We start from the raw sequence: 12,416 nt of genomic DNA on the forward strand, positions 1-12,416 counted from the left end.
CAAGGAACATCATTCCAGAACAGGCCACCCCATGCGCACATCGATCCTGCTCACCGCCCTTGCCTTTACCGCCTTCGGCACGCCCAACGCCCTTGCCCAGGGCTGCCAGGAGACCCTGGTCACCGCCCCCATAACCGGCGGCGTGATGAAGACGCTGCTTCGCCTCCATGACGGCAAGCCGATCGCGCAGACGGGCAGGCTGGAGATCGGCGGTGGGGACAGCCCCTTCCTGCTCAACATCTGGTTCCCCGAGCCGAACACCGCCACACCCTGGGTGCACGGCTATTTCTATGCCACGAAAACCGCCCCGGTCACGCTGGCGGACAGCCTTCGGATCATTGCGCCGGACGGTCAGCACTGGGACCGGCGAGCCTATGTCCTCAACCTCAAGTCCAAGACCGGCCGCCCCGGCATCGCCGCATCCTTTCCGCTGGTGACCGATGAAGAGCCCAATCGCCCGCTCGGACGCATGCTCGCAGCGGGCGGCACCTTCCGCCTGCAGCGGCGGCGGGGAGAGGTAGTGGTGGCCGAGGGCAGTCTGCAGGTGCCGACGTCCGCGGAACGCATCGCCCTTCATCAGAAGACGCTGGCCGAGGCACGCGGAAAGCTGAATAGCTGCCCACCCAACCTGATCCCGCCGGAAACCGCCCCTTAAATCTCGTGTCTGAGACAGATGAGGACGATGCCCATCTGCGCGGCGGGAATTTTCACAGGCTATTACGGGATCGCCGCAATCGTTCCGTCTCCGAAACACACAGGGGAACTCGAACGAAAGTAAGCAGAACATGCGTAATTCTATCCTGATTGTCGTCGCCGCGACTTGCCTCGTCGGCACGAACACTGCGTTTGCCCAGGATGCAGAGCAGGAGAAGACGCCCGCCCAGGCATTTGCCGGCCCGCGCATCGAAGCGACGATCGGCCTGGACCAGAGCGGCGACGATGCACTTTCCGGCGGCGAACTGACCGGGCTGCGCGTAGGCGGCGCGGTCGGCTATGACGTGGCCATCGGTAAGCGGGTCACCATCGGTGTCGAAGGCGGTATCGGCTGGGTCGTCGCGGGCAGCGCCAAGATGGGGCCGTTCCCGGGCACCGGGTCGACTACCTTCAAGACCGACGCGGCGCGCGACATCGATGTCTCTGCTCGCATCGGCTATGCGCTGAGCCCGAAGACGCTAATCTTTGCCAAGGCTGGCTGGGCGGACCTGCGCTACGATACCCACGGTAGCGACGGCCGAAACTATGGTCCCGACACCGCCAATGGCCTGCGCGTGGGTGCCGGCGTCGAGCAGAAGTTGACCAAGAACGTCTATGCCAAAGCCGAATATCGCTTCACGCGATCTGACGATTATCAGGGCAACAACGACCGCCATCAACTGCTCACCGGCATCGGCGTGCGCTTCTAGATCATAGGGGCGGCAGGGGGATGGCTTGTCCCCATCCCCCTGTCAGTCTGTCGGGCAACCCTCCGGCGGCACCAGTGCGCCCCAGGGGTCGTCCGCCAGCGAGGCCTTCACTTCCTCCAGCAGCCATTCGCGAAAGGCGCGGACCTTGGGCTGGTTGCGCTTGCTCTCGGCGTACATCAGCCAGAACGCATTGCGATACTGGGCCGTCTGCGGCAGCACCTGGACGAGCTGGCCGGAGCGGACCGCCGGCAACCACATGGGCGGGCTGAGGATCGAGACGCCGTGCCCGGCAATCGCGGCATTGCCGTCGAGGATCTGCGAATCGAAGCGGACGCCGGCCAGATCGGCATATTCCGGGGTCTCGCCCATCGCGGCGGCGAACCACAGGTCCCACCAGTCATCATTGTAGGTCAGCCGCGGCAGATCGAGCAGATCGGCGGGCATGCGCACCGGTGGGTATTTCGCCAGGAAGGCCGGGCTGGCGAAAGGCGCCACCGGCATGCCCATCAGGAAGTGGCAGCTATGGCCCGGCATCGGGCCGGGCGCGCCGCGCAGCGCGACATCCGCTTCCCCGGCGAGCAGGTCGACCATCTCATCGCCCACGTGCAGCTGCACCGCCAGTTCGGGACGGGCGAGCTGGAACGAGCCGAGCCGGCCGGCCAGCCAGTTGGTGGCGAGCGTGCGCGGCGCGGTGATCCGCATCACGCTTTCGGATTCGGCGTGCACCGCAGCAAAGGCGTCGCCCATCGCGTCAAAGGCCGTGGTGATCTGCGGCGCGATCCGGCGCCCGACATCGGTGAGCATGATACCACGCCCGCTACGCGCGAACAGCGGCGCCCCCACCCGCTCCTCGAGCAGCTTCATCTGATAGCTGACCGCGGCCTGGGTCATGCCCAGCTCTTCCGCGGCGCGGGTGAAATTGCCGTGCCGGGCGGCAGCCTCGAACACCCGGACGGCGGAAAGCGGAGGAAGGCGACGCATCCAAATATACAAGCACAGCTTATATATCATGGCCAATGATTTGTTGGCCCCGCGGCGCGTCCGGGCGCAAATGACGGGGGTGCCGAACATGGCGCGCATCCAAAGGAACAAGCCATGCTGAAGACCCTCATCCCCCTCGCCCTGATCCTTTCGCCCGCGCTCATCCCGCTGGCCGCCAAGGCCCAGCAGAGCCACGCCGTCATCCGCGTTTCCTATGCCGATCTCGACCTGTCGCGTGCCGAAGGCCGCACCGCGCTCGACCGGCGGCTGGCCCGTGCGGTCGACACGGTCTGCCCGACCACCCGCCCCGGCTATGTGACCGAGGCACCCAGCGGCCTGCGCTGCAAGGCGCTGCTGCGCCAGCAGGTCGCCGAGGCCCGCCAGCAGGCGGTCGCGCGGCACGCCGGCACCACCCAGATCTCCGCCCGTCCCTGATTGATCCCTCGGAAGGCGAAGAGGCGGGCGGTCTGCAACACCGCCCGCCAACCCATAAGCATCATTGATATCGCGCATCGCGATCCCGAAAAGGGAAAGCCGGTGCCATCCAGGCGGGTTGGGCCCGTCACAAAAATATGGTTACTCCTCGTTCAGGGAACAGGGAGAACCCCATGCGAGTCGTTTGGGCATTGGCGGCGCTTGCGCTGCTCGCGGGATGCGATGACGGCAATCGCTCCGCGGACGGCAAGGACAAGTCCGAATTCGCTTCGGCTGCCAATGCCGAGGCCTTTGCCTCGACCGGCACGGGCTTCGACTATCGCTATGCCTATCGCCTGCCCGGCAGCCGGGTGAAGGGCGTGCTCCAGTCCAATGCCGATGCCTGCGACCGGATCGGACCGGCGCGCTGCCGCATCCTCTCGATGCGCTACCGCGTCGACGACGGCAACAAGACCCGCGCGGTGCTGACCATCCGCATCGACCCCTCGATCGCTCGCCCCTTTGGCGATGCGGTGACCAAGAACGTGACCGGATCGGACGGCGTGCTGGTCGATACCGAGATCACCGGCGCGGATTCGACCGCGACCGCGCGCAGCACCGCGGTGGTGAAGCGACTGCAGGACCAGCTGCAGAACGCCCGCGCCAGCACCGCCCCCGAGGGCCAGGCGCGCGCGGCGCGGCTGCAGAACGCGCTCTCGATGATCGCCGAGGTGGAGGCGAGCCAGGGCCAGACCCTTGCCAACGCGCCAATGCTGTTCACCTATGAATCGAGCAGCGCGCTGAGCGGGCTCGGCTCGTCCGAAGCGAATTTCCGCACCGCAGGGCAGACGCTGGAGAATTCGGTCGCCCAGCTCGTCCAGCTGCTGGCGAGCGTCGGGCCCTGGTGCCTGCTGATGCTCGCGGTCGTGCTGGTCCTGCGCTGGATCATCCACGGCCGCGCCGTGGGCTCCGACCCCGAGCCGCGCCATGACGACGGCTATGACAGCGTCCACAATGGCGGCGACGGCCATGCGCACCGCGAGCGCGGCGACAATCGCAACCTGATCCAGCGCTGGTTCTCACGCGACGAAGAGGACCAGCACGCCTAGCGCCAGGGCGAGGTTCGACAGTATCGGCTCCCCGGCGCAGGCCGGGGCCCGGGTTCGGCGCACCATCGATGGTGCCCAGACCACAGGAACCCCATCGCAACTGGCCCCTGGCATCCGCCGGGAACCGCGCCCGCACGCGCGTTGCACGCCGAGGCATCGCCGACCCCGCACGCGCCAGCGGGCGACGGACGGCGCGACTTGCCGCGCCAAGATCTGCCTTGCCATAATCTCGCCTTAAATGGGGCAAAATTGTGGCTTGACTCAAATCCCATCTCTGTGATGGATTATGGCCAGATTGTGGCAAGGAGGGATTATGAAGCGTCTTATTCCGTTGCTTCTGCTGGGCGGTGCGCTGGCGGGATGCTCTGCGGCCGACAATGGCCAGGGCAGCAAGAGCGATGTCACTGTTCAGGAAATGACCCAGCCCGCCAGTGATACGGCGGGCGACGCCAAGGGCGCCGCGGCGGACAAGGTGAAGGTCAGCCTGCCCCAGCTCGCCTATAGCTATTCGCTGGGCTATCTGCTGCCGACCGACAAGCTGGGCGCGGTCCAGGATGCACATCGCCGGCTGTGCGAAGAGATGGGCCCGGCGCGCTGCCAGTTGCTCGCCTTCGAGCGCGACGACAGCCAGGACAAGACCGGCGACGCGATGACCAAGCTCCGCGTCGCGACCAGCGAGGCGCACCGCTTTTCCGACGCGCTGGGCAGGGCCGCGGCCGATGCCGGCGGGCGGGCGACCGGCACCAAGGTCTCCACCGACGACGTCTCCAAGCAGATCGTCGACACCAAGGCACGGATCGCCCAGCGCGAGCTGCTCGTCGCGCGGCTCACCGAGGTGCTGCGCACGCGCTCGGGCAAGGTCTCCGAGCTGGTCGAGGCCGAGCGCAGTGTCGCGGCCGCACAGGAGGAACTCGACCAGGCCCGCGGCTGGCTCACCGAGCTGCAGGGCCGCGTCGCCATGTCGGACTTCGAGATCCGCTATTCGGCAATCGCCCCGGCGACCAATTCGGGCAGCGTGGCGGGGCAGCTCACCGAGGCGGGGCAAGGATCCTTCGCCAGCTTCCTGATCGGCGTCCGCGCGCTGCTGACGCTGGCAATCTACCTGCTCCCCTGGGTGCTGCTGGCGATCCCGGTCGTACTGCTGGTGCGGCGCAAGCGCGGCAAGCCAGCCGAAGCGGCCTGATCCGTCCCGATCCCCTTCTAGGGAGGCAAGCGGGACGGCCCATGGTCGCCCCGCTTGTTTCGGTATCAATTATGTGATGTTATATCATAATCAACAAGGGGAGAGACGCGATGCGCAAGCCGAATCGCTGGGTGTTGCTGGGTAGCGGAAGTCTTGCCGCCATCCTTGCTGCGGGCACCTGCATTATGCTGCTCAATTCGGGGCCGAGCTTCGTGCACAGGATGGCCGAGCCGCTGAATACCTATAATGTCGACATGCCACCTTCCTCGCCCAGGATGGTGGAGGCGCCGGGCGTCAGCGCACCGGCAGCGGAGCCCGCCGCTCCCAACGAAGCCGTGCCGGCGACCGACGCCATCCCGATCAGCGTACCGCAGGTCGCCTACAGCTACACGCTCGGCTACCGGCTCCCGGCCGGGGCCGTAGCCACCGCGCAGCAGGCACATCTCGACCTGTGCAACCGGCTGGGACCCCGCTGCCAGCTCGTCGCGATGGAGCGCGGCAGCAATGACGATGGCGCCACCCAGGCGAGCCTCAAGCTGCGCATCGCGAGCAACCTGGCGCAGCGCGTTTCGGCGGACTTCACCCGGCTGGTCGGCAAGGCCGGCGGGCGCGCGGTCGATACCCAAATCTCGGCCGAGGACGTCTCGAAGGACCTGGTCGATACCGGCGCCCGCATCCGCCAGCGCGAGATACTGGTGTCGCGCCTGACCGAAATGCTGCGCGGGCGCGCCGGGCGGGTGAGCGAGCTGGTCGAGGCCGAGCGCAGCGTTGCCCAGGCCCAGGAGGAGCTCGACCAGGCCAAGGGCTGGATGAGCACGCTGAAGGGCCGCGTCGCCTATTCGGATTTCGCGATCAGCTACACGCCGACCACCGCACCGATCGCGGCACCGACCCGCCAGGGCTTTTTCGGCCAGATCGGCGACGCGATCCTGCAATCGGGCGCGACCGTGATCGGCGCATTGCGTACCCTGCTGGTGCTGCTGATCTTCCTGCTCCCCTGGGCAGTGCTTGCGGTACCGGTGGCGCTTCTGCTCCGCCCGGTGGCACGGCGATGGCGCCATGCCGGATTGGAACCCGTTAACGAGGATGTGTGATTGCACCTTACCCCCCCTTTGGGTATAGGCCGCCTCTCGCCCCGGCACGTGCGCGGATTCCCCGTGCCGCCGGGGCAATGACTTTCCAGGGGAAAAAGCACCCGATGGCACGCCGCCGGCAGATCTACGAAGGTAAGGCAAAGATCCTCTACGAGGGTCCCGAACCCGGTACGCTGATCCAGTATTTCAAGGACGACGCGACCGCCTTCAACGCCCAGAAAAAGGGCACGATCAACGGCAAGGGCGTCCTCAACAACCGGATTTCCGAGCACGTCTTCACGCTGCTCGCCGGCATCGGCATCCCGACTCACTTCATCCGCCGCCTCAACATGCGCGAGCAGCTGATCCGCCAGGTCGAGATCGTCCCGATCGAAGTCGTGGTGCGCAACGTCGTCGCCGGCAGCCTCGCCAAGAAGCTCGGCATCGAGGAAGGCACCCCGTTGCCGCGCACGATCGTCGAATATTACTACAAGGACGATGCGCTGGGTGACCCGCTGGTCACCGACGAGCACATCCTCTGCTTCGGCTGGGCGAGCCAGGAAGAACTGCACGACATGGCCGACATGGCCATCCGCGTGAACGACTTCCTCTCGGGCCTGTTCGCCGGCATCGGCATCCGCCTGGTCGACTTCAAGCTCGAGTTCGGCCGGATCTGGGACAACGACTATTCGCGCATCATCCTGGCCGACGAGATCAGCCCGGACGGCTGCCGCCTGTGGGACATGACCACCGGCGAGAAGCTCGACAAGGATCGCTTCCGCCGCGACCTGGGCGGCGAAGTCGAGGCCTATCAGGAAGTCGCGCGCCGACTCGGCCTGTTCCCGGAAGGTGAGGATTCGGCGGTGCTGGACCTCGAAAGCCACCGGAAGCGCCGGGGCAAGTAAGCCTCCCAAGCCAATAACGTCATTCCCAATCAACCCGTCATCCCGGCGAAAGCCGGGATCTCGGGCGGCTCTTTCCCCATGTTTGCGCGACCCGTCCCGCGCCTTCGCCTGAGATCCCGGCTTTCGCCGGGATGACGATTTCGGCCGGATGACGGATTGATGGCGATGATGCCTAGATGGGGTTGCAGCCCGGCGCACTCCGCGCCATAGGCCCTGCCCATGAAGCTCCGCATCATCGTCACCTTGAAGAACGGCGTGCTCGACCCCCAGGGCAAGGCCATCCAGCACGCTTTGGGCGGCCTCGGCTTTGAAGGCGTCGAAGACGTCCGCGCCGGCAAGATCTTCGAGCTCGAGCTCGCAGACTCGACCAGCGACGAGGCCGTCGACGAGATGTGCCGCAAGCTGCTCGCCAACACCGTCATCGAGAACTACCGGGTGGAAAAGCTGTGAAGACCGCAGTCATCGTCTTTCCCGGTTCCAACTGCGATCGCGACATCGCAGTCGCGCTGGAGGCGGTGACGGGCGTGAAGCCCGCCATGGTGTGGCACGGCGAAAGCGAGCTGCCCCAGGGTCTCGGCCTGATCGCCCTGCCCGGCGGCTTCTCCTATGGCGACTATCTGCGCTGCGGCGCGATCGCGGCGCGCTCCCCGGTCGTGAAGGCCGTGGTCGAGGCGGCTGACAAGGGCATGCCGGTGATCGGCATCTGCAACGGCTTCCAGGTCCTCACCGAGACCGGGCTGCTGCCCGGCGCGCTGATGCGCAACTCGGGCTTAAACTTCGTCTGCCGCGACGTGCCGCTGACGGTCGACAATTCGCAGTCGATCTTCACCTCGGGCTATCGTTCGGGCGAGCAGATCACGGTTCCCGTGGCGCATCACGACGGCAACTACTTTGCCGACGCCGATACGCTCGACCGGATCGAAGGCGAAGGCCGCGTCGCCTTCCGCTATGCCGCCGACATCAACGGCTCGGCCCGCAACATCGCCGGCGTGCTCAACAAGGCCGGCAACGTGCTGGGCATGATGCCGCACCCCGAGCGTCGTATCGAAGCCGCGCATGGCGGCACCGACGGCCGCCGGCTGTTCGAGGGCCTTCTCGAGGCGGTGGCCTGAGGCCAGCGTGCCGGGGCCGCTGCTAGCCGAGCGCCCCACCCTTCCCGGACTTGCGCTGCTGGTCGTCGACGTCCAGCCGAGCTTTGCCGTGCCGGATGCGATCGTGGACGGCATCCGCGCGCTGAGCCGCACCCTCCACACCGTGGCGACGATCGAGCGGCACGACGAATCGGTGACGCCGTTCGAGCGCCAGCTCGGCTGGAAGCCCGCACCTGACGACGAAAGCCTTGTCGCGGCCGACCATATCTTCGTGAAGCACGGCTATCTTCCGCCGATCGAGCTGATCGACCATTTGCGCGCGCGGGAAACGGAACGCGTGTACGTCTGCGGCATCCAGGCCGATACCTGCTGCCTGGCAGCGGGCTTCATGCTGTTCGACGCGGGATTGCGCCCCACCTTGCTGCAATGGCTGAGCGTCGGCTCGTCCCTAGACCGCAGCGCAGATCTCGGTGCGCGGCTTTGGCAGCACCATTTCGGAAGCGTACTGCGCAGCCCCCACGAACTGAACTTATCCAAATAGGCTTGTACGAATCCGCGAATCATGCGATTGCGATTGCGCTCGCACCATGACTGCGATCACTCTCTTCTCGCAACCGCGACCCAGCACCTGTCGACATTGACGGAATGCTTCGCTGCGCCCGTTTTCAGGGTGTAGCTCAAGAGAGTCAGAGCGCCCGGCCTGGGACCGGGGGCTGCAGGTTCAAATCCCCCACCCTGACCACCTTTCCAAGAACCAACGCTTTTCAGTCGTTCTGTGGTGGCCGAACGCAATATAGTGCGAGGTCGGTATGTGGATCCGATGCTAGAGGGTGCAAATCCCTCCGGCCACACCAGCGGCGAACACCCATGTCCGGGTGGCGAAGTGGGAACGCAGCGGATTGCAAACCCGCCAGGAGCCGGTTCGATTCCGGCCCCGGACTCGCATACCCATATATCCTATATGGTTATATCGGTGATGCCTTGCTCCAACGAGCGGGCGACCGCGGGAAGTGCCGCGATCGCCCCGCCTGATGGCGAACCCACAGGTCCGGAAGCATCCCGGCGTCCGCCGGGACGAAGCTCAGTTCAGTGCGAACCCCGCATGTTCTCCGTTCAGCGAGGCAGCCAGGCCCGGCGCCGGGAAGGACAGCGGCTTGCGGCCGCCCGTCATCTGGAAGCGCGACGCCTGCTCGGCGAGGGTCGCGACCTCGACGGTGAGGTTGCGGGCGGCAGCCGAGGTTTCCTCGACCATCGCGGCATTCTGCTGGGTCGACACGTCCATCGTGCCGATCGCGCTGCTGATCTCGCTGATCGCGGTCGACTGGGCCTGGTTGTCGGCCGCCATCTGGTTGAGCAGCGTATGCACGCCACTGACGTCCTCGGCGATATGGGCGAGCGCGCCATCGACCTTCTCGACCATGGTCACCGCGGCGACGATATCGACCTGGGTGGCGGTGAGCTGCTCGCGGGCACGCCCGGCCTCTTCCTCGGCCCGCATGGCGAGCGCCGAGACGAGATCGGCGACAACGGCAAAGCCCCTGCCCGCTTCACCCGCGCGGCCGGCCTCGACCGCGGCGTTCATCGCGAGCACCCGGGTCTGGAAGGCGATCTTGTCGAGGCCCTCGATGACCGAATCGATGCCCTTGGCGCTGTCATTGACGCGGTTCATCGCCTGCACCGCCTCATCGACGACCTGACGGCCACCCGACACGGTCGCGGTGGCGCCGTCGGCACGCGCCACGGTGTTGGCGGCGGCTTCGGCGGTCGCCTTCAGGCGCTGGTCCATCTGGCTGATCGCGGCGGTGGTCTGCTCCAGGCTCGCGGCATTGGCCTCGGTACGGCGCGCCAGGCTTTCCGAGGCTTGGGCAATCTCGCCCGATCCGTTGCGGATGGCCGAGGTGCTCTCGGTCACGGCGCCGAGCAGCGCACGCAGCGAAGCGAGTGCCGCGTTGAAGTTCTCGCGCAGCTTCGCATAGGTTGCCGGATATTCCTCGACGATGTCGGCGGTCAGGTCGCCCTGGGCCAGCCGCTCGAGATTGGCGGTCATGCCGCGAACGATTTCGCCGTGATGCTCGGCTTCCTCATTCTGCTTGATCTGCCCCGCTGCGGCATCGCGGAAGGTGAACATCGCCTTGGTGAGACGGCCGACACAGTCACGATATTCGGTGAACTGGATCGGGCTGGCGAGATCGCCGGCCGCCAATGCCTCCATGCGCAGCACGGTGGTGACATAGGGGTCGGCGATCGCCTTGCGATACCAGACGCCGAGACCCGCGGCCGCCACGGTGGCGGCAATGCCGACAGCCAGGGCAAGCGCGGGAAACAGCAACAGGGTGAGCGGCATAAGCGCGACGAGCGCCACCATCGAGCCGAACGCTACTAGCAGCTTACGGCGAATGGGCGCGTTAGCGACAAACCAGTGCATGGGCATTCCCTCAGCATCTGCAACAAAGTGTTGCTCCGCTGAACATTATAGAGTGCCCACCTCCGCAAATTGCCGCTTCGCCAATATACGTAACAATATTTTTCCGTTCGCGTACAATTACATAAATTACGCGAAGTTGATCGTTACGTTCGCGCTTCGACCCATTCCAGAATGTCTGCCATCACGCCTTCCTTGCCAAGATCGGCGAGCAAATCATGGTAATGGCCCTGGTAAATCTTGAGGGTCCGGTCGCTCGATCCAACATGTTCGTAGAAGAATTCGCTGCCGTGGCAGACGGTCGCCCGATCCTCTGTTCCGTGCAGGATCATCACCGGAATCGTGATCGTGTCGAATTCCTCGCGCATCCGTTCGTCGGCGCGGACCAGCGCGGCCACCGTGGCGGCAGGCTGAACCTCGTCCTTGATGTACGGATCGGCATTGAGCGTCGCCACCCATTCGGGATCGCGCGAGAAATCCTCGTTCTTCAGCTTGAGCACGCCGAGATGCGGCGCGATGTGGCTGAGGCCCTTGATCGCAGCCAGGGCGAAGCCGGGCGCCGGCACCTGGAAGGCGAAGCTCTCGCAGATGAAGCCGGCCAGTTCGTGCTGGTTGTCGAGCGTGTAGGTGCAGGACGTGACGCCGCCGGCACTGTGCCCGAGCAGGAAGACCTTCTTCCCCGGGTGGCGCGACTTGGCGATGGCGATGGTGCCGGCGACATCGTCGACATAGTCGGAGATCTTCTCGACATAGAAGCGATCGCCTTCGGAACGGCCGCGGCCGCGCAGGTCGAGCGCATAGGCGGCATAGCCCTTCTCCACGAAGCGCTGGGCCGTCCATTCATGCTGGCCGCCATGCGAATTCACCCCGTGGCAGATCACCACCACCGCGCGCGGCTCCCCCTCGGGAAGCCAGGAGCGGAAGAAGATGTTGACGTGCCCGGTGCTGCCGAAAGTCTCTTCCGTCGTCGCAGTCATGATGCTCTCCCCAAAGAATCGCGGGAAGAATGACAGCCTTGTCGCCCGGTGTCAGCTACTCCTTCGGGTATTCGCAAATATCGGCGCGGACTCCCTGATCCGGATCAGACGCGGGTGGCGAAGGGCGTGAAATCGGTCCCCTCGTCGAACACGTCGACGCCCTCGCGGCGCTTGAGGAAGCCGACGACCAGATAGGTGACGGGCGTGAGGATCACTTCCCACGCGACCTTGAGCGCCCATTGGGTGAAGAGCACCTGGATGACGAGCGTCGTGGTCCAGCCCTCGGCACCGAGAAAGGCCAGCGGGTAGAAGATCAGGCTGTCGATCCCCTCGCCCGCGATCGTCGAGCCGATCGTGCGGGTCCATAGCATCTTGCCACCGGTCCACAGCTTCATCCGGGCGAGGACGTAGGAGTTGACGAACTCGCCCGCCCAGAAGGCGCAGACCGAGGCGAGGACGATGCGCGGTACCTGGCCGAAGATCGTCTCGTACGCGGCCTGGTTGCCCCAGCTCGGCGCCGGCGGGAGCGCGACGACTACCCAGGACATGAAGGCCATGAACAGCACCGCCCCGGTGCCCGCCCAGATCACCCGGCGTGCGCGGGCATAGCCGTACACCTCGGTCAGCACGTCGCCGATCACATAGGAGACGGGGAAGAACAGGATACCGGCGCCGAACGGCCAATAGTCGTTGTAGATCGGCAGCCAGACCTGCGAGACCTTGCCCGCGCCGAGCACGTTCGACAGCAGGATGATCGCCACGAAGGCGGCCATCATGAAGTCGTAATAGCGGAATTGCCCGCCGCGCAGCGTGTTCGCGGCGACCTGCGCCGGCTTCCCGTCCCCGGAGTTCATGCAC

The 12,416-nt window shown here is 65.7% G+C and carries 14 protein-coding genes and 2 tRNA genes; 12 read left to right on the plus strand and 4 right to left on the minus strand.

What is annotated here, in order from left to right; translation table 11 throughout:
* Positions 1-31: 31 nt before the first annotated feature.
* Both GGR46_RS08630 and GGR46_RS08635 read left to right on the plus strand, forming a co-directional pair.
* Positions 32-655: a hypothetical protein gene (locus GGR46_RS08630; protein ID WP_183996421.1), complete on the plus strand. Its 624-nt coding sequence runs from the start codon at positions 32-34 to the stop codon at positions 653-655.
* Between the two features lie 130 nt (positions 656-785).
* Positions 786-1,403 carry an outer membrane protein gene (locus tag GGR46_RS08635; protein WP_183996423.1) on the plus strand — a complete coding sequence of 206 codons (618 nt, stop codon included), beginning with the start codon at positions 786-788 and terminating at the stop codon, positions 1,401-1,403.
* A gap of 42 nt (positions 1,404-1,445) precedes the next feature.
* Here the strand turns inward: GGR46_RS08635 and GGR46_RS08640 are convergent, their stop codons facing one another.
* A complete protein-coding gene (locus tag GGR46_RS08640) occupies positions 1,446-2,384 on the minus strand; it encodes a LysR substrate-binding domain-containing protein (protein WP_183996425.1) in 939 nt (312 codons plus the stop codon).
* A 114-nt stretch (positions 2,385-2,498) separates the two neighbouring features.
* Between GGR46_RS08640 and GGR46_RS08645 the strand changes: the two genes are divergently transcribed.
* The 10 genes from GGR46_RS08645 (at position 2,499) to GGR46_RS08690 (ending at position 9,100) form a co-directional block, all read left to right on the plus strand.
* Positions 2,499-2,819: a UrcA family protein gene (locus tag GGR46_RS08645; RefSeq protein ID WP_183996427.1), complete on the plus strand. Its 321-nt coding sequence runs from the start codon at positions 2,499-2,501 to the stop codon at positions 2,817-2,819.
* 173 nt (positions 2,820-2,992) lie between these two features.
* Entirely contained in the window at positions 2,993-3,907 is a 915-nt protein-coding gene (locus tag GGR46_RS08650; RefSeq protein ID WP_183996429.1) for a hypothetical protein, read from the plus strand.
* 313 nt (positions 3,908-4,220) lie between these two features.
* The gene (locus tag GGR46_RS08655; RefSeq protein WP_183996432.1) at positions 4,221-5,090 is read left to right on the plus strand and encodes a DUF4349 domain-containing protein; all 870 of its coding nucleotides are present in this window, start codon (positions 4,221-4,223) and stop codon (positions 5,088-5,090) included.
* Positions 5,091-5,200: 110 nt separating this feature from the next.
* Complete coding sequence (locus GGR46_RS08660; protein WP_183996434.1) at positions 5,201-6,184, plus strand: DUF4349 domain-containing protein; 984 nt, start codon at positions 5,201-5,203, stop codon at positions 6,182-6,184.
* Positions 6,185-6,288: 104 nt separating this feature from the next.
* Positions 6,289-7,068 (plus strand): phosphoribosylaminoimidazolesuccinocarboxamide synthase, encoded by a 780-nt coding sequence (purC, locus tag GGR46_RS08665; RefSeq protein ID WP_183996436.1) that lies wholly within the window; start codon positions 6,289-6,291, stop codon positions 7,066-7,068.
* 219 nt (positions 7,069-7,287) lie between these two features.
* Positions 7,288-7,518 (plus strand): phosphoribosylformylglycinamidine synthase subunit PurS, encoded by a 231-nt coding sequence (gene purS / locus GGR46_RS08670; RefSeq protein ID WP_183996438.1) that lies wholly within the window; start codon positions 7,288-7,290, stop codon positions 7,516-7,518.
* The gene (purQ, locus tag GGR46_RS08675; protein WP_183996440.1) at positions 7,515-8,180 is read left to right on the plus strand and encodes a phosphoribosylformylglycinamidine synthase subunit PurQ; all 666 of its coding nucleotides are present in this window, start codon (positions 7,515-7,517) and stop codon (positions 8,178-8,180) included. The genes purS and purQ overlap by 4 nt, the downstream gene beginning before the upstream one ends.
* A gap of 7 nt (positions 8,181-8,187) precedes the next feature.
* A complete protein-coding gene (locus tag GGR46_RS08680) occupies positions 8,188-8,700 on the plus strand; it encodes a cysteine hydrolase family protein (RefSeq protein ID WP_343058087.1) in 513 nt (170 codons plus the stop codon).
* A 125-nt stretch (positions 8,701-8,825) separates the two neighbouring features.
* Positions 8,826-8,901 (plus strand) — tRNA-Pro (locus tag GGR46_RS08685).
* A 127-nt stretch (positions 8,902-9,028) separates the two neighbouring features.
* A tRNA-Cys gene (locus tag GGR46_RS08690) sits at positions 9,029-9,100 on the plus strand.
* Positions 9,101-9,240: 140 nt separating this feature from the next.
* Here the strand turns inward: GGR46_RS08690 and GGR46_RS08695 are convergent.
* The 3 genes from GGR46_RS08695 to GGR46_RS08705 all read right to left on the minus strand — a co-directional run bounded on the left by GGR46_RS08695 (position 9,241) and on the right by GGR46_RS08705 (position 12,412).
* A complete protein-coding gene (locus GGR46_RS08695; protein ID WP_183996444.1) occupies positions 9,241-10,584 on the minus strand; it encodes a methyl-accepting chemotaxis protein in 1,344 nt (447 codons plus the stop codon).
* Between the two features lie 143 nt (positions 10,585-10,727).
* Positions 10,728-11,558 carry an alpha/beta hydrolase gene (locus GGR46_RS08700; RefSeq protein WP_183996446.1) on the minus strand — a complete coding sequence of 277 codons (831 nt, stop codon included), beginning with the start codon at positions 11,556-11,558 and terminating at the stop codon, positions 10,728-10,730.
* A 104-nt stretch (positions 11,559-11,662) separates the two neighbouring features.
* Positions 11,663-12,412: a queuosine precursor transporter gene (locus GGR46_RS08705; RefSeq protein WP_183996448.1), complete on the minus strand. Its 750-nt coding sequence runs from the start codon at positions 12,410-12,412 to the stop codon at positions 11,663-11,665.
* Between the last annotated feature and the right edge of the window lie 4 nt (positions 12,413-12,416).

This window comes from Sphingomonas kyeonggiensis, from assembly GCF_014196745.1.
GTDB lineage: Bacteria > Pseudomonadota > Alphaproteobacteria > Sphingomonadales > Sphingomonadaceae > Sphingomonas > Sphingomonas kyeonggiensis.